General features: G+C 62.0%; 15 protein-coding genes and 2 tRNA genes. 2 read left to right on the top strand and 15 right to left on the bottom strand.

The features are described from left to right. Positions 1-49: 49 nt before the first annotated feature. From JY451_14715 to recJ, 12 genes are all read right to left on the bottom strand, one after another. Positions 50-277 carry a hypothetical protein gene (locus JY451_14715; GenBank protein QZH74878.1) on the bottom strand — a complete coding sequence of 76 codons (228 nt, stop codon included), beginning with the start codon at positions 275-277 and terminating at the stop codon, positions 50-52. A gap of 206 nt (positions 278-483) precedes the next feature. Beyond that, positions 484-1,173 (bottom strand): phosphate regulon transcriptional regulator PhoB, encoded by a 690-nt coding sequence (gene phoB / locus JY451_14710; GenBank protein ID QZH74877.1) that lies wholly within the window; start codon positions 1,171-1,173, stop codon positions 484-486. 106 nt (positions 1,174-1,279) lie between these two features. Further along, positions 1,280-1,945 carry a phosphate signaling complex protein PhoU gene (gene phoU / locus JY451_14705; GenBank protein QZH74876.1) on the bottom strand — a complete coding sequence of 222 codons (666 nt, stop codon included), beginning with the start codon at positions 1,943-1,945 and terminating at the stop codon, positions 1,280-1,282. Between the two features lie 3 nt (positions 1,946-1,948). Next, on the bottom strand, positions 1,949-2,764 hold the full coding sequence (locus JY451_14700; GenBank protein ID QZH74875.1) for a phosphate ABC transporter ATP-binding protein: 816 nt from the start codon (positions 2,762-2,764) through the stop codon (positions 1,949-1,951). After that, positions 2,764-4,029 carry a phosphate ABC transporter permease PstA gene (gene pstA, locus JY451_14695; protein QZH74874.1) on the bottom strand — a complete coding sequence of 422 codons (1,266 nt, stop codon included), beginning with the start codon at positions 4,027-4,029 and terminating at the stop codon, positions 2,764-2,766. Before pstA ends, JY451_14700 begins: the two co-directional genes overlap by 1 nt. Beyond that, entirely contained in the window at positions 4,022-5,407 is a 1,386-nt protein-coding gene (pstC, locus tag JY451_14690) for a phosphate ABC transporter permease subunit PstC (protein QZH74873.1), read from the bottom strand. The genes pstA and pstC overlap by 8 nt, the downstream gene beginning before the upstream one ends. Before the next feature lie 17 nt (positions 5,408-5,424). After that, complete coding sequence (locus JY451_14685; protein ID QZH74872.1) at positions 5,425-6,471, bottom strand: substrate-binding domain-containing protein; 1,047 nt, start codon at positions 6,469-6,471, stop codon at positions 5,425-5,427. 112 nt (positions 6,472-6,583) lie between these two features. After that, the gene (locus JY451_14680; GenBank protein QZH76751.1) at positions 6,584-7,687 is read right to left on the bottom strand and encodes a hypothetical protein; all 1,104 of its coding nucleotides are present in this window, start codon (positions 7,685-7,687) and stop codon (positions 6,584-6,586) included. Positions 7,688-8,059: 372 nt separating this feature from the next. Continuing rightward, on the bottom strand, positions 8,060-9,244 hold the full coding sequence (locus tag JY451_14675; GenBank protein QZH74871.1) for a two-component sensor histidine kinase: 1,185 nt from the start codon (positions 9,242-9,244) through the stop codon (positions 8,060-8,062). 78 nt (positions 9,245-9,322) lie between these two features. After that, a tRNA-Glu gene (locus JY451_14670) sits at positions 9,323-9,397 on the bottom strand. Between the two features lie 54 nt (positions 9,398-9,451). Continuing rightward, positions 9,452-9,526: transfer RNA gene (locus tag JY451_14665), tRNA-Glu, on the bottom strand. Positions 9,527-9,606: 80 nt separating this feature from the next. After that, complete coding sequence (recJ, locus tag JY451_14660) at positions 9,607-11,397, bottom strand: single-stranded-DNA-specific exonuclease RecJ (GenBank protein ID QZH74870.1); 1,791 nt, start codon at positions 11,395-11,397, stop codon at positions 9,607-9,609. A 175-nt stretch (positions 11,398-11,572) separates the two neighbouring features. Here recJ and JY451_14655 point away from each other — a divergent pair, with 175 nt between their 5' ends. Both JY451_14655 and JY451_14650 read left to right on the top strand, forming a co-directional pair. After that, positions 11,573-12,352, top strand: coding sequence for a hypothetical protein (locus tag JY451_14655; GenBank protein ID QZH74869.1), 780 nt, complete (start codon positions 11,573-11,575; stop codon positions 12,350-12,352). 29 nt (positions 12,353-12,381) lie between these two features. Beyond that, the gene (locus JY451_14650) at positions 12,382-12,903 is read left to right on the top strand and encodes an AHH domain-containing protein (GenBank protein ID QZH74868.1); all 522 of its coding nucleotides are present in this window, start codon (positions 12,382-12,384) and stop codon (positions 12,901-12,903) included. Between the two features lie 4 nt (positions 12,904-12,907). On the opposite strand, the gene JY451_14645 is transcribed toward JY451_14650, so the two are convergent. The 3 genes from JY451_14645 to JY451_14635 form a co-directional block, all read right to left on the bottom strand. Continuing rightward, a complete protein-coding gene (locus tag JY451_14645) occupies positions 12,908-14,458 on the bottom strand; it encodes a response regulator (protein ID QZH74867.1) in 1,551 nt (516 codons plus the stop codon). Between the two features lie 146 nt (positions 14,459-14,604). Further along, complete coding sequence (leuA, locus tag JY451_14640; protein ID QZH74866.1) at positions 14,605-16,302, bottom strand: 2-isopropylmalate synthase; 1,698 nt, start codon at positions 16,300-16,302, stop codon at positions 14,605-14,607. Between the two features lie 250 nt (positions 16,303-16,552). Further along, positions 16,553-17,197, bottom strand: coding sequence for a YceI family protein (locus JY451_14635; protein ID QZH74865.1), 645 nt, complete (start codon positions 17,195-17,197; stop codon positions 16,553-16,555). Positions 17,198-17,356: the final 159 nt, after the last annotated feature.

Below are 17,356 nucleotides of genomic sequence, written 5' to 3'. Positions count from 1 at the left end.
AAAACCCCCGCCGAAGCGGGGGTTATCGTATTCGGTAATGCCGCAGCGCTTAAGGGCTGGTCGGCAGATCGTCGTCGTCTTCGCCCGATTCGATGGCGATGATGCCACCGGCAATGATGGCCGCAACGATCAGAACGATAAGGAGAGTGCTGGCCCCAGCCTCTTCGGACTGAGAGACAGCAGCGGCCTCACGGTCAAGCGCCTGAGCGGAGACGGCGGATGCAGTGGAGCCGAGCATGATGCTGGCGGCAACGGCGCTGGTGATGATCTTTTTCATAAGTCCCTCTTGTTGGGGTCGTTCAAAGTACAAAGCCGCCATAACGCGAGTGCGGCATGATGTGAACCCCCAAGCGTGTAAACTGTTCCGAAAGGAGGCAAACTTGCGATGAGTTGTTGCGCCGATGCCACAAATATCACTGCAATTCCGCTAATTATGCATTTGCAGCATGGAATGTTGCACCTGCGCAGTGCGTTGAATCGAGTTTACACGGGTTCGAGCGCATATCCTGCAGAACGAACTGTGCGGATTGGGTCGCGGAGATTGTCTACCGCAATGGCTTTGCGCAGGCGGCGAATGTGCACATCCACGGTGCGTTCCTCGATTTCGCTGCCTGTGCCCCAAACGGCGTCAAGCAATTGACCACGCGAGAAAACCCGGCGCGGGTGTTCCATAAAGAACTTGATCAGCCTGTATTCTGTAGGCCCGACCTGCAGTTCCTGGCCGCGCCGCTCCAGCCGGTGCGCCACCGGATCGAGTCGCAGATCGCCTACTTCGACGGTTTCTCCCGCCAGTGCGGGGCGTACGCGACGCAGGACTGCGGATACGCGCGCGAGCAGTTCACGAGGGGAAAAGGGTTTGGTTACGTAATCGTCGGCGCCGGTTTCCAGCCCGCGCACTCGGTCATCCTCCGCTTCCCGCGCGGTGAGCATGATGATCGGAACATGCGCAGTGGACTTTTCGCGGCGCAGACGGCGGCAAACTTCGAGGCCGCTGGTGCCTTCGATCATCCAGTCGAGGATCACCAGATCTGGGGCGTCTTCCGCCGCCATCATCATCGCTTCGTCACCATCGGCGGTGGAGCGTACGTCATAGCCTTCGCTTTCGAAACGGTATTCGAGCAGCTCGGCAAGCGCCTTGTCGTCTTCCACGAGGAGCAGCTTGGGTGCGGACATCGCCTGTTATTCCCTACACCTGCCCGGAGGGGCAGCGTTCAGAATGCCGGTATGACATTTTCATGGCAGTTTTGTTGCAGCCGCCACTCCGATGTCACTAATTCCCCTAGCGCTCGATATCGTTGGGATAGCCGCCGGTAGCCGCATAGTGAACCATTTCGGCGACATTGGTGGCGTGATCGCCAATCCGCTCGATGTTACGGGCGACGAACAGCAATTGCGCGGCGCTACTGATGGTGGACGGGTTTTCCACCATGTGGCTGACGACATTGCGGAAAATACTGTCATAGAAAGCATCCACTTTGTCGTCGCGGACGATCACCTCGCGCGCCAGCACCGGATCGCGCGCGGCGTAGGCGGTGAGAACATCGTGGACCATCTCGGCAGCAATCTCACCCATTGCCGGGAGCAGGGTGAGCGGTTCGAACTTGGCGCGGTTCTCGATCCGCCCGATCCGCTTGGCGATGTTCTTGGCGTAGTCGCCGATCCGCTCGATCACGCCGCTGATCTTCAGCGCGGCGACGATTTCGCGCAGGTCGTCCGCCATCGGTGCGCGCAGGGCGAGGATGCGCACCGCCATCGCGTCGACCTCGGCTTCCAGCTCGTCCAGCTTCTTGTCGCGCTTGATGACGTCCTTCGCCTTGTCCTCATCGCCCGAAACGAGCGCGGACAGCGCATCGCTGATCGCGAGTTCCGCAAGGCCGCCCATCTCCGCGATCAGGCCGCGCAGCCGGGTGATGTCCTCATCGAATGCCTTGACGGTATGTTCCATAGTCTATCCGTACCTGCCGGTGATGTAATCCTGCGTGCGCTTCTGCTTCGGGTTAGTGAATATGTCCTCGGTGTGTCCATATTCCACAATATTGCCGAGGTGGAAAAACGCCGTGCGCTGGGAAACGCGCGCCGCCTGCTGCATCGAATGGGTAACGATCACGATGGCATATCGGCCCCGCAATTCGTCAATCAGCTCTTCGATTTTTGCGGTGGCGATGGGGTCGAGCGCCGAACACGGCTCATCCATCAGGATCACTTCAGGATCGACGGCGATGGCGCGGGCGATACACAGCCGCTGCTGCTGGCCCCCTGAAAGCGCGGTGCCTGAATCGTCCAGCCGGTCCTTCACCTCTTCCCAAAGACCTGCGCGCCGGAGGCTCTTCTCGACAATCGCGTCGAGTTCGCCCTTGCTCTCGGCCAGGCCGTGGATCTTGGGGCCATAGGCAATGTTGTCGTAAATCGACTTGGGAAAGGGATTGGGCTTCTGGAACACCATCCCGACGCGCGCCCGTAACTGCACCACGTCCATTCCGCTGGAGTAGATGTTCTCCCCGTCCAGATCGATGGTTCCTTCTACCCGCGCCGAGGGAATGGTGTCATTCATCCGGTTCAAAGCGCGCAGGAAAGTGGACTTGCCGCAGCCCGACGGACCGATGAAGGCGGTGACATATTCGCTGAACACATCGACCGAAACCGCGTCGATCGCCTTCTTGTCCCCGTAATAGATCGAAACGTCCTTCGCGCGCATCTTCACTGCCGGCCCTTCGGCGGGCGCCTCAGCATTGGTCTGCGGGGCAGGGGTGGAGCTGTCTTGCATCACCATTTTTTCTCGAAGCGGTTGCGCAGATAGATGGCGAGGCCATTCATCAGCAGGAGGAAGGCCAATAGCACGATAATCGCCGCGCTGGTGCGTTCAACGAAGCCGCGGCTGATTTCGTCGGACCAGAGGAAAATCTGCATCGGCAGCACGGTGGCGTTGTCGGTAAATCCGTCTGGCGGGGTGGCGACAAAGGCGCGCATCCCGATCAGCAGCAGCGGCGCGGTTTCACCCAGTGCGCGGGCCATCCCAATGATGGTGCCGGTGAGGATACCGGGTAGGGCCAGCGGCAGCACATGGTGGAACACTACCTGCACGGGGGAAGCGCCGATGGCGAGTGCGCCGTCGCGGATCGAAGGCGGCACCGCCTTGATCGCGTTGCGACCGGAAATCACAATCACCGGCATGGTCATCAGCGCCAGCGTCATCCCGCCGATCAGCGGGGCGGAGCGATAGCTGGGGAACAACCAGAGGAAAACCGCCATGCCGAGCAGACCGAAAATGATTGAAGGTACGGCCGCGAGATTGTTGATCGAGACTTCGATCAGATCAGTCCAGCGGTTCTTCGGCGCATATTCTTCGAGATAGAGCGCTGCCAGCACGCCGATGGGGAAAGCCAGCAACAGGGTCACGACCATCGTCAGGATCGAACCCTTGAGCGCGCCCCAGATGCCGACCAGTTGCGGATCGGTGGCATCCGCGCGGGAAAGGAAGCCGGTGTCGAAGCGGTTGTCCAGGTTGCCTGCTTCGGCCAGTTCCTGCGCCAGCGGTTGCAATGCGATCTGGCCGTCACCTGCATATGCGCTGGCGAGGTCTTCGCTGGCGGGGAGCCAGAACACTTCCTCGCGCTGGAGCATTCCGGGGTCAATATAGATCGCCTCCGCAACCTGGCGCCATGCTTCGCCGTTGAGGTTCTGCGCGGCTTCCTCGCCCAGTGCTTCCTCGGCACTGAACTGCACAACTTCGCGCAAACCCTGTCCGCTCAGTCGCTGCACCGCTTCTTGCTCGCTGGCGATCTGCGCGTTCATGGAAAGACCCATTGAGGGGAAATCGATCGGCACTTTCATCTCGGTGCGCTGGAAGCCGCCGATACCGTTGATCGTCATCGTCGCCAGCAGAAACACCAGCACCGCTAGCGAGAACACGATCGCCGAAAGGCCCAGCGCCTTGAACCGGCGCTCGGAAGCATAGCGCTTCTTCAGACGCGCTTCGAACGCCGGCGTGCGGGTGGGGGCCACTTTGGCAGAAGTTTGGCGCTCACTCATAGGCTTCGCGGAACCTTTTCACGACGCGCAAGGCGATGAAATTGAGCGCCAGTGTCACGAGGAACAGCACGAAGCCGAGCGCGAAGGCGGCGAGCGTGGCCGGGTGATCGAAGCTGCCCTCGCCGGTGAGCAAGGCGACGATCTGCACTGTCACCGTGGTCATCGATTCGAGCGGATTGGCCGACAGGTTGGCGGCGGTAGATGCGGCCATAACCACGATCATGGTTTCGCCGATCGCGCGGCTGACGGCCAGCATTACCCCGCCGACGATGCCGGGCAGAGCAGCGGGCACGATCACCCGGCGGATGGTTTCGTTGGTGGTCGCCCCCATGGCCAGCGAACCATCCCGCATGGCCTGCGGCACAGCGGCGATGGAGTCATCCGCCATTGATGAGACGAAGGGAATGATCATGACGCCCATTACCAGTCCGGCGGCCAGCGCGCTCTCGCTCGATGCATTGGCATAGCCGAGCGAGTTGGCGACATCGCGGATGAACGGGGCGATGGTGAGCGCGGCGAAATAGCCGTAGACCACGGTCGGCACGCCCGCGAGAATTTCCAGCGCCGGCTTCACCCATGCGCGTACCCTGGGCGCGGCATACTGGGTGAGATAGATCGCGCTCATCATCCCCAGCGGGATAGCGACGATCATGGCAATAATCGCGCCGATGAACAGCGTGCCCCAGAACAGCGGGATGGCGCCGTAGCGGTCCCCGTCCGGATTGGGCGACGTGCTCATCGGATCGGGATTCCACTGAGTCCCGAACAGGAAATCGAGTGGCGAAACCATGCCGAAGAAGCGCACTGTCTCGAACACCAGCGTGACGAAAATGCCCAGCGTGGTCAGGATCGCGACAAGCGATGCGATGAGGAGAGTGGCCAGCACCAGCCGTTCCACCTTCGTGCGAGCGGCGAAGTCGGGCTTCAGGCGCAGGAAGGCCCAGGCGGCCCCGGCAGCAGCGATCAGCAGGCCAATTACAATGCCGATGATGTCGAACCGTGCCATCGCCTGCCGGAACGGCTCGGCCAGCGCATAGGACTCATCATTGAGAACGCGAGTTGCGCTGCCCTCTGCGATGGTTCGGGCTTCGATCAGGATCGCTTCACGGCGCAGGCCGAAGTCGGGCAGGGTGGCCGCTTCCGGGCTGGCGAGGACATAAGAAAACACCAGCTGCTGTGAAATAGAATCCCACAGCACGAACCAAATCAAGAGCGGTACGCCGATCCAAAGCGCGGCGTACCAGGCGTGATAGCTAGGCAGGGCGGCGATCCGCCCGTGTGGTGCGGTGCGTTTGAACGTCCACGCTCGCGCCCGGGCCACCAGCCAACCGGCGAGCCCGAGCCCGAGGGCAAGGAGAAGCGGTATGGCTGGCGACATCGGAAGGGTTCAAATTCCTATTGCAGGTCTTCGGCGGTCAGCACCGGCAGTTCGGTGGTCGCCGCCGTCATGCGTTCGAGCACCTCGCCACGATTCGTGACAAGGCCGATTTCCGCCAGTGGCCCACCATCACCCCAATTGGCAACCCAGGTGGCGAGGAATTCCTCAAGTCCCGGAATGATGCCGATGTGTTCTTTCTTGAGGTAGAGATACAGCGGTCGGGCCCCGGGATAGGAGAAGTTGGAAATATTCTCGTAGGTCGGCAGGACGCCGTTCATGGGCAGGCCCTGCACCTTGTCCGAATTGGCTTCGAGGTAGGAATAACCGAAGATGCCAACGGCATTGGGATTGCCCTCGATCTTCTGCACGATCAGGTTGTCCTGCTCGCCCTGATCGACATAGCGACCGTCAGAACGCACTTCCGTGCAAATGCGGTCGTGCTCGTCCTCGTTGCTCTCTGCCAGCGCTTCCATTTCCGGATTGGCGTCGCAGCCGACTTCGAGGATCAGTTCGGCCAGCGCATCGCGGGTGCCGGAGGTGGAGGGCGGCCCGTAAACCAGGATCGGCAGATCGGGCAGCGAAGGATCGACATCGCTCCAGGTCTCGGCAGTCTGCGGTTCGCCGTAAGGATTGGCGGCAATGGCACGATAGACCAGTTCCGGGGTCAGGTTCATGGTGATCCCGCCCTGCGCACTGGCCAGCGCGATGCCGTCCATGCCGACCTGGATTTCGACGATTTCGGTCACGCCGTTGGCGACGCAATCCTCGAACTCCTGCAACTTCATCCGGCGCGAGGCATTGGCGAAGTCGGGCGTGTCATAGCCGACGCCGCTGCAGAAGGTCGCGATGCCGCCACCCGTGCCGATCGATTCGATATTGGCGGCGGGAAAATCGGGATGCTCGCGGCTGAAGATTTCCGAGACGCGCGTGGCGAAGGGATAGACGGTGGAAGAGCCGACCGCGTGGATCGCGTCACGGCTGTTGCCGCCCGCGCTGTCTCCGGATCCGCAGGCAGTAAGGCTGGTCGCGGCAAGCGCGAGAATGGCAATGGAAAGCTTCTTCATGGTAACGTGCCCTGTTTCTAGGTGTTGAGCTAGTGGCCCCCTATTACCGTCATGCGACAGATTTGCGTCACATCGCGGTCTTATTTCGGCCGGGAGCAGGCCTGCATTTGCGTCAGAAATCAAGTTCGGCACGCATTCCGATCACATCGGCGCTGTAATCTCGCAGGCCGTTACCCACGGCCACGGCGGCATTGTCATATTCAAGCCTGCCGTAATTGAGCTGGAGCCGGGTGAAGTCGGTGGTTGTCCAGATCAGCGATGCGAACAGTCCGTTCTGGGTGCCGCCCGCAATCGGTCCGTCGTTGAGATCGAGGTAATCGTAGCGGAGGTTGACCTGCACCGCGCCGATGCCACCTTCACCCACCGGATTGGTAGGACGTGTACGGTTGAAGCGCCCGCCGCGATAACCGCGGCTGTCTCCAGGCGTGAGGAACATCCCCGCTTCGATATAGCCGCCCTTGAAAGCGACATCGTCCAGCCCGTGCCTGCGGGAGACTTGCTGCCGATAGCCTTCCGCCGCGACATGAAACGGCCCGCTGATGGCAGCCAATTCCAACCCGGCACCGAATTCGCTTTGCGCGCCGATGGTGCCGGTGTCGATCAGGCGGGTGGAGGTGAAGTGTACTAGCGGTCGCTGGCGATAGCGCACCGATGTCGGCGATTCGAGTTCGCGGTAATGTAGCGAGCTGCCGAAGTGCAGTTGGGTGTCGCCCAGCTTCGGCGCATAGACTGCACGGCCATCCACGCTCCAGCTGTCGTCGGGCAGATCATCTATGTTCGAAGTGAACAGGCCTCCCTGCACCAGCACGTCACCCGCACCGTATTGCGCCGAAATGCCCAGACGACGCTCGAAGCCGAAGGCGTCGGTAAAAGCGGCGCGTTCGATGAACGAAGAGAAGCGGCTGCTGGTCAATTCCTCAAGCGACTGGAAGCCATTGTGCTGGCCGAGCGTGACATCGACACTTCCGGCATCGTAAGTCACGATGGCATCGGTGATCTCGACTTCGTTGCCTGCGAAATCCAGTTCCAACTTGTAGCCGAAGCCACCGGGAATATCGCCTTCCACGCCCAGCCGAGCGCGGCGGAGTTCCTGGCCGAACCCGTCCTCCAGGCCGGAGGAGGCGGGCAGGGCTGACAAGCCTGCGTCGAACATCAACCTTCCGAAGGGCTTGAACGAGAACCCGTCCTCGCTCTCGACTTCAGGAGCCGCGCCCATCGTGATTTGGGTGGCTGTGCCGACCGGTACCGTGGGAGGGGGGACAACCGCTGTGATTGCGGCAACTTCGTTTTGCTCGGCCTCGTCGCTTTCCAGCTCGTCCAGCCGGGCGGACAGCACTTGCAGTTGCGCGGTGAGCTGCGAGACTTGCGCGCGCAGGTCCTCGACCTCGCTATCCTGCGCCTGCGCCGGAGCGGCGAGAGCGGTGGTTGCCAGCAGTAGAAAGGGGAGAGTGCGCAAAATATGTCTCGCGATTGTCACATGGTGTCCGAGTTGTGACCGCGGCCCCTAGATTTGTGACATTACGGTTTTGTGACAGCTGCGGATTTCCCTGTGGACAAGGTTAGCGCAACGGGCCGGAACAGTCGTCGGCTATTCCACCGGAGCCAGCGGCAAGCGAACCGAAACAGTCGTACCCACACCCAGCTGGCTGTCGATATCCAGCCGCCCGCGATGCCGCTCCACGATGTGCTTGACGATCGCCAGCCCTAGCCCGGTACCCCCCGCAGCGCGACTGCGACCCGGATCAGTGCGATAGAAACGGCGGGTGAGGTGGGGGAGGTGTTCGGAGGCAATACCTTCACCCCGATCGACGATCCGCAGCAAAGCCATCTCCCGCTCGCCGTGCGTCAGTTCCACCGTTACCGGGGCCCCGGCCGCGCCGTATTTCATCGCGTTGTCGACCAGGTTCCGGACCAGCTGCTCAAGCTGCTTTTGATCCCCGCGCACCGGCATGTCGCCCTCGGCGATCTGGAAATCGAGCCGGTCCAGCCGATCCGGTCCTGCGCCATCACGCGCCGCCTGCCGCACCAGGCGGGACAGTTCCAGCCGCTCGCGTGGATGATCGTGCTTCTCGGCCTCGACCCGGCTGAGCGACATCAAATCGTCGATCAGCGACTGCAGCCGCCGCGCCTCCCGCAGCACCGTGCCATAGAATTTGGCGGTCTGTTCCGGTGGCAGCTTGTCGCCCTCATCCTCCAATGTTTCCATATAGCCGATGATCGAAGCCAACGGAGTGCGCAGCTCGTGGCTGGCATTGGCCACAAAATCGGTATGTGCGCGGCTGACATCGGCTTCTGAGGTGCGGTTTATGAGTTCGACGAGGCTGTAGCGTTCATCGATTCGCTGGCAGCTCATCTGCCAGTTGCTCTTCGGCCCGGTCAGCCCCTGCACCGTGGCAGAGCCGCCGCGCGCGCGCGCCAGCAGTTCGATGGCGGCCGGATGCCGCAGCGCGACACGGGCGTCCTGCCCGACGACATGCTGGCCGATCTCCTCACGCGCCTGGGCATTGGCGACAATGATCCGGTCCTTGTCGAGCAGCAGCACAGGAAGACCTGAATGTTCGATCAGGTCACGCATTCCCGACTGTGTGATAGTCAACCCTTCGGGCCTGATTTCAGGTTCAACAGGAGGGGGAGGGGCGGCGATCCAGAAGGTAGCCACCCACACTCCGAGCGTTGCCAGTGCCAACCAAAGGTCGACTCCTGCAGCGAGCAAGGCTCCGGCGCAGAATGCGGCGATGACAATGCCCGCGACCGGAATGAAGCGCCCCTGCATGGGGAGCGGCTTAGCCACAGATGTATGACATTTTCCAGCACGTGCAGGAAATTATTTTGCCGCACAGGAAATGACGGATGGTGACCCCTACGGGAATCGAACCCGTGTTTCAGCCGTGAGAGGGCCGCGTCCTGACCGCTAGACGAAGGGGCCTCCTTCGAGGCAGATACTATCCGGTTGGAGAATGCGCCTGCGGCGCGCCAACTATGGTGACCCCTACGGGAATCGAACCCGTGTTTCAGCCGTGAAAGGGCCGCGTCCTAACCGCTAGACGAAGGGGCCACATGCTGTGGAGCGGCGCACTTAGGGGTGTCATGCGCGGCGGTCAAGCCTGTCGCTTTCGATTATTGCGGGCACACGAATTAATCGGCCCAGGCGGCATCCTCCAGATGTAGTTCCGCAGCAGGTCGGCTGCCCCAGTCGTCGATCTTCGCACGTCCAGCCAGCCACAGCCTGCGGCCCTTTGCGCCATGCAAAAGCGCCTGCCCCATAGAAGTCGAGGCCGCACGGAAGGCAATAGCCTTGAAGCTTGCGCCATCCTGTCCAGCGGCAATTACGCGCAGGTGGTCGTTGCCGACAATATCTGCCTTCACCAGATGCACCGGCCCCACCGCGACGCGCGGTCCCGGCCAGCCAACGCCGTATGGCCCCGCCGCGTCGAGCGTTTCGACCAGCGCGGGGGTCAGCCCGCCCGGTGCAAGCGCGAGATCGAGCAGCATATGCTGTTCCGCGCTGGCCCGCGCTACCGGCCCGGCCAGCCGTTCGCCGAGCCATTCCGAAAACTCCTCGAGCTTGTCGGGCAGGATTGTCAGTCCCGCAGCCATCGCGTGCCCGCCGCCCTTGACCAGCAGGCCCGCGGCGGTCGCCCCGATGATTGCCGCGCCGAGATCGACGCCCGCTATCGAGCGGCCCGAACCCTTGCCTTCGCCGCTTTCGCCATCCAGCGCGATGACAATGCTCGGCCTGCCCGATGCCTCCTTGATCCGCCCCGCGACGATTCCGATCACGCCGGGGTGCCAGCCATGCCCGGCGCAGATCACCACCGGACGATTGTGCTGCGCGGCGAGCTGTTCCTCGGCCTCGGCTTGCACCGCAGCCTCGATGGCCCGGCGATCCTCATTGAGGCGGGACAGCTGTTCGGCAATCGCGCGCGCTTCATCCGGGTCTTCGGTGGTGAGCAGCCGCACGCCCAGCGTCGCTTCGCCAACGCGCCCCCCCGCATTGATACGCGGCCCCAGCGCAAATCCGCAATCGCTTGCACCCGGCGCGGCCTTGAGCCGGCTGGCATCGATCAGCGCGGCCATGCCGGTGTTGGCGCGCTTCGCCATCACCTTAAGCCCTTGCGCTACGAAGGCGCGGTTGAGCCCGCGAATCGATGCGACATCGGCCACGGTGCCGAGCGCGACCAGATCGAGCAGCGACAGCAGGTCCGGCTCGTTTCTCTCCGAAAAGAAGCCCCGCTGGCGCAGGGTGCGGGTGACCGCAACTGCGAGCAGGAATGCAACGCCCACCGCCGCAAGGTGTCCGTGTGCGGCGGCCAGATCGCTTTCGTCCAGCCGGTTCGGGTTTACCAGGGCAAAACAGCGCGGCAGGTCCGGCGCGCACTTGTGGTGATCGACCACGATAACGTCGATACCCGCGTCATGCGCCATTCCCAGCGCTTCATGCGCCATCGCCCCGCAATCGACGGTGACGATCAGGCTGGAACCGTCCTGCCCGATCCGCAGCAAGGCCTCACCGCTGGGGCCATAGCCTTCCAGCAGCCGGTCCGGAATGTAATGCCGTGCATCGTGGCCGAGCATCCGCAGCAGCCGGATCAATAGCGCCGAGCTGGTTGCGCCATCGACATCGTAATCGCCATAAACCGTCACCGTCTCTCGGGCGATCACCGCTTCGGCGATCCGCTCGGCGGCGTGGTCCATGTCGGCGAAGGCGGAAGGATCGGGAAGGAAAGCGCGCAGGCTGGGCTGGCGGTGCAAATCCAGGTCCTTCCGGTCTACCCCTCGTGCCAGCAGTAACTGGGTGGTAATATCCACCTCCAGCTCGGCAATACCGCCTGCGCCGCCGCCAAGTTCCATATTGCCGCCGCGCCAGCGCCAGGCCTTGCCCGAAAGCGAATTCTCGATACCCAGCACTGCTATATTCGTTGCCATATTGATGACCTACCGCCGCACCGCAGCACTTGGAAGTATGGCTTGCAGAATTTCGACAGGGGCCGCGCGTCCGCGATGGTTAACGGCTTTGTAACCGAAATGGTGGCAATTGACGGTGCTAAGACTCGACGCAATCCGTGTTTCGGGCCATCAGCATTGCAGGGCAAGTGAAGGGTTGGGTTCGATCGCGATCGCGCAGAGCCTTGAATCGATTATTCCAATTTCGGCCGTCTCGCTGCTGTTCCCGGCGGGCGGGCGTCCTGCTGTGTCGGAAATCCGTGAGTTGGCGCAGAATTGCCCAAGCTTTTCGATCAGCTTCGATCCATCGGATGAGGGTGATGCAGAAAACGCGTGGGTGGAATTGCTGGCCAATGGTTTGACCTTCGACCTGACCGGGCTTGGCTCGTCCCCGGTCGGGCCGGTTCCCCGATGCGAACATCTCTTCGGCCTCCAACCGGATTTCCGCAATCGGCCACTTGAAGCGATCACGCTGCAACCCGGTCCGCACCTTGCAGCGGGCAGCACCATGTATCCCGTGGTCCGCTGCATGGCCTTGCTGGCGGCAGAACTGGCGGCACTGGCCCGAATTGAAGCAGTTGCCTGGCATCCTGCGCGCGCGTGCAGCGCGGCGGATCTGTTCCGGCGCGGGGTGCTAGGCTGGATCGGTGGAGGCGCGTTTCCCGGCCTCGGCCTGGCTGCTTTGGTCAGCATGTCAGACGGCAGCCTGCAAAGCGAAGGCCTGGCGACATTCACCGGACAGGAACTGCTGCTTCCGGCGGAGATGTGCCACGATCAGGCGCAGGCCGCCAAGATCGCGCTGCGCGTGCTCAACTGGCTTGTCGAACACGGGCGGGTTGAGGAGCAATTTTCCTTCACCGGTCCGGGAGGAGAAACATTGCTGCTTGAACCTGTGGGTAACTCCGGCATTGTTCGTCTGTGGAGGGTCGCGCAGTAAGCATCGGTGCCGCCGCGGCAGGCGCTCGAATGGCTTCCGGACATCGGAAGTACATCGGCTTTCGCATGGTCAATCGTCCGGGCGCCCCCGGATACCGCCCTTTCATGCAGCGCCATCACTTGCTGCCCAGGCAGTTGCTGGGCACGACCTGTTTTGCCCCCCTTTTTGCCACATTGGGATGCGAGTCGATCGGATTTGACGACTTCCGAACCAATGGTCTGCTGCTTCCCGCCAGCGCGGAAGCGGCACTGGAAACGGGGCTGCCGTTACACAGGGGGCCGCACCGGAACTACAACCAGATGGTTGCCGAGCGCGTAGGCCAGATAGAAGCGGGCTGGCGACGCAGTGGCCTGCGCAATCCGTCACTGGCGCGGGACGAAGCATTGGTGCGGCTTGCTCTCCTGCAAAATGGTCTGCGCAGGCAATTGCTGCAACGCGAGGGCCGCCTCGCCACGCTGAGTCGCAAAGACCCTTTTCGTGCGGGCCTCGACTTTACCGAACTGGATGCGCTGGCTGAAATGTTGTGGACGGAAATGATGCCGCAAACGTGACGGTTCAGACCGAACTTTCGAAGATGGGCCATTCGCGCCGTAACGCCCGGCGCACGGTTTCGAGCGGCTGCTTGCCGGACAATTCCAGCTCAAGCCGACGGGAAGCCTCGCCCAGTTCGGGCTCCCCGAAATTGGCTGCCACGCCTGCCAGCCGATGTAGCTGGCGGGCGATTGCTTGCCATTCGGGCTGACCAGGGGACGCTTCGATTATCCGGCGCAAATCATCAATCACACGCCGCTTGCGCTCCTGATAGCGAGCCTCGATCGAGTGGCTGGACGGATGTATGCGCGTCTGCGCAACTGGCGCGCCGGGGGCCAGCCAGCGGGCCAATTCGCGGGCGAGAGCCACCGTTGTCACTGGCTTTCCCAGATGCGACTGCATCCCTGCGGCGGCGCAGGCGGCGATATCGTCCTGATAGCAATTGGCCGTCAGCGCGATGATCGGCAAGTTTTCAGCGGTGAATCCGAGCGCGCGGAGGTGGCTGGTAGCTTCGAGCCCGTCCATGCCGGGCATCTGCATATCCATAAGCACCACCGCAAAGGGGATACCCGCCTGATCGCTTTCCAATACGGCCCGTACCGCTTCGGCGCCACTGCCGACCGTGTGCGCATCGAGTTGCAGCGCCTCGGCCATCGCCATGATGAGCTGACGATTGATGGCGTCATCCTCCACGATCAGGACATGAGTACCTCGCAGCGAGGGCAAGGTAGCCGGGGGAGAAGCGGGGGTCAGTTCGTGCGGCGCCTCAACATCAGTCTCTACTGTGACTAGCGGCAGGCGGACCGTAAATTGCGTGCCTACGCCGCACCGCGAATGGACACTGATCTGCCCGCCCATCATCGCCACCAGTTCGCTGCTGATCGCCAGTCCCAACCCGGAACCGCCAGAACGGATCGCGCTGGCACTGTTCTCCTGCCGATACGGAACGAATATCTCGTCAAGCTGGGATTCCTCGATGCCGATTCCGGTATCGATCACAGAGAGCAGCAGGTACTTGCCCTCGGACGAATTCTCCAGCCTCGCCTCGACATCGATGCCGCCCTTCTCGGTATAACGGATGGCATTTCCGATCAGGTTGAGCAGCACCTGCTGAATGCGAAGCCGATCAAGCTCTACCAGTTCGGGAACCGAGTTCTCGACCCATTGGCCGATGGCAAGATGCTTGGAACGTGCCGTGGGCTCCAGCAGCTTTATGCAGTGATCCAGTTTCTCCCGAATATCGAGCGGTTCGGGGTGTAGTCGCATTTCTCCTGACTCGATCCTGGAATGATCGAGAATGTCGTTTACCAGTTGCATCATCGCGCGGCCTGAATCGGCGATCAGTTGCACCTGGCCTCGCCTGCGCGGATCGAGATCGCTTTCCAGCAGCAATTCGGTGAATCCGATTACGCCGCTCATTGGCGTCCGGATTTCGTGGCTCATCGTGGCGAGGAAAGCGGTTTTCGACTCCGCATTTCGCTCCGCCCTGGCTTGCGCCAGCTGCAATTCGGCCTGCCGAAACAGCAACCGCTCTATTTCTGCCGCTTTCCAGCCAAGCTGCCGCCGCAATTTCATGCAGGACAGACAAAGCGCGGCTGTGGCGAACAGCAATGCGCCTATCGTCAGCGTCGCGATCAGTACGGGAAAGAGTCCGGTAGCCATCCCCCACGTCTAGTCGCAGGGTTCTACGGAGAGGACAGCAGCATTATCCGCAATAGTCCCTAGAAGCGTGGCGTGCCAGGCCCCTCCGAAGCGGCATTGGCCGCGCTCAGAAGTGCGCGAACGCCTGCAGTCGCCACATCCTCGTCCAGCCCGACGCCCCAGCCGGTGCGGCCATCGGGCAGGGCGAATTCGATATAGGCCGCCGCTTTCGAATCGACCCCGGTGCTGAGCGCGTGTTCGGAATAGTCGGTGACTTCGAAATCCAGTCCGAATGTTTCGCGCAAGGTCGCGAGGACGGAAGAGATCAGGCCTTTTCCGCGACCGGAAACCCGCTGTGCCTCGCCATCCACTTCAACTGTACCAGTGAAGATACGGGTTCCGTCCGACGCGCGGTTTTCTTCGTAGTCGACCAGCCGGAAACGGCGCTTATCCACCTTGAGGTAATAGGTCTGGCGGAAACATTCCCAGATGTCGGCCGCGTTGAGTTCGCGCCCCAGGCTGTCGGCCATATATTGTACGTGGCGGGAAAAATCGGCCTGCAAGCGCTTGGGCAGTTTCAGCCCCTGATCCTGTTGTAGCACCCAGGCAAAGCCACCCTTGCCGCTCTGCGAATTGACGCGGATCACCGCTTCGTAGCTGCGCCCGAGATCGGCGGGATCGATCGGAAGGTAGGGCACCCGCCAGTATTCGTCGTTACGCTGTTCCTGCGCTTCGAAGCCCTTCTTGATTGCATCCTGATGGCTGCCGGAAAAGGCGGTGAAGACCAGTTCGCCGCCATAAGGGTGGCGTTGGTGGACAGGGATCTGGTTGCAGTATTCCACCGTCTCGATCACCCGGTCGATATCCGAGAAATCGAGGCCGGGATCGATCCCCTGCGTATACATGTTGAGCGCAACCGTCACGAGGCAGCAGTTGCCGGTGCGTTCACCATTGCCGAACAGGCAGCCTTCCACCCGGTCCGCGCCCGCCATCAGCCCCAGTTCCGCCGCCGCGACACCGGTGCCGCGATCGTTGTGGGTGTGCAGGGAGATGACCGCCGCCTCGCGATTGGGCAGGTTGCGGCAGAAGTATTCGATCTGGTCCGCATAGATATTGGGCGTGGCCGCTTCCACTGTGGCGGGCAGGTTGAGGATGATCGGCCAGTCCTTCGTCGGCCTGACGACCTGCATTACGGCCTCACACACCTCCAGGCTGAAATCGAGTTCGGCGGTGGAGAAAGTCTCCGGGCTGTATTCGAAATGCCATTGCGTGCCGGGACGCTTGGCGGCTTCGTCCACCAGCATCTGCGCGCCGGAGACGGCGATCTGCCGCACTTCGTCCCGGCTCATGCGGAAAACGATGTCGCGCCATGCGGGGCTGAGTGCGTTGTAGAGGTGGACGATCGCCGAATGCGCGCCTTCCAGGCTTTCGAAGCTGCGCTGGATCAGGTCCGCACGGCTCTGCGTCAGCACCTGCACCACGACGTCATCAGGGATGCGGCCCGACTTCACGAGAGCGGAGATAAAATCGAACTCGGTTGCGCCCGCGGCGGGGAAGCCGACTTCGATTTCCTTGACGCCCACTTCCACCAGCAGATCGAAAAAGCGGTTCTTTTTCACCGCATCCATCGGATCGATGATCGACTGGTTGCCGTCACGCAGATCGGTGCTCAGCCATCGCGGCGGCGTAGTAATGGTGCGGCTGGGCCACTGCCGGTCTGGCAAGTGGACTTGCGGAAAGGGGCGATATTTCGCGCCCGGAGTACGGAGCATTGGCATGGCGAAACGGCCTTGTTCGACTTTGCGCCGCCGCGCAAGATGGGCGGACGGCGGATCAGCAACGATGTGGAATAGCCCTTAGGCGAGTCCCTGCGCAGGGCAGGGGCGGGTGCACGCCTAAGGGCGCGTAAGTCGAAGCAGCAGGGCAAGGCCGGTTGGCGTGTGCATCGCGAACAGTGTTAGGACCGAATGGTTAACAGGTAAAGTGCGAATGCGGCGCAGAAGACTGGTCCCCCGCGCCGCACCGGAATTACTGCTTTTCGAAAGCAACGGTGATGTCGAGTTCGACTTCGTCACCCAGGCCGAACTGGGTTCCCCAGCCCATGCCCCATTGCGAACGGGTGATGGTGGTGGTGCCGTGGAAACCGACGGTTTCCTTCTGGCTCATCATGTTGGTGCCCATCCCGGCCAGTTCGGCCTCGATGGTGACGGGGTGGGTCTGGCCGTTGAAGGTCAGGTTGCCCATGATGTGGGCGCTGGTTTCGCCGGTCGGGTGGACCATGGTGGAGACGAACCGTGCGGGTTCGGGCGAAGGGCCAAAGAAATCGGGCGCTGCACCATCGGTTCCGGCGCGCAGCAGGTGATCGCGCAGGCCTTCGCTGGCCACGGTGACGGAGGAAATCGGCACGGTGACATCGACGGTGCTGTTTTCGAGGTTCTCGGTATCGAGCACCAGAGTGCCAGCCGCGTCGCCGAAGATCCCGAAGTAATCGTTGAAGCCCAGGTGATCGAGCCGCCAGCCGACCAGCGAGTGCGCCGGATCGGTGGCATAAGTGCCCGAAGTAATGCTGCTGGTGTCCATCGCTTCCTGCCGCGGCGCATCGGCGAAGGCGCCGGTGGCGGTGAAGGCGGCCACGGCGCTGGTGGCGGTGAGGGCAAGCAAGGTCTTACGCATCGAAAGTTCTCCCGGTGGAAAGGCGAATTGATCTGGTTGAAGCAATTTGGGGAATGAGGGCCTCATTGTCCACCGCGTTTCCCTTTACCCCACCCCTTGAAAACCTTTCGTCCGTCGCTTAAAACCGATCTGCGGGCCGGGCCCCTCTGGCGCAATCGC

It is taken from the genome of Erythrobacter sp. (assembly GCA_019739335.1).
Classification (GTDB): domain Bacteria; phylum Pseudomonadota; class Alphaproteobacteria; order Sphingomonadales; family Sphingomonadaceae; genus Alteraurantiacibacter.
The sequence above is the reverse complement of the archived record's forward strand: the minus strand, read 5'-3'. Positions and strand labels throughout refer to the sequence as shown.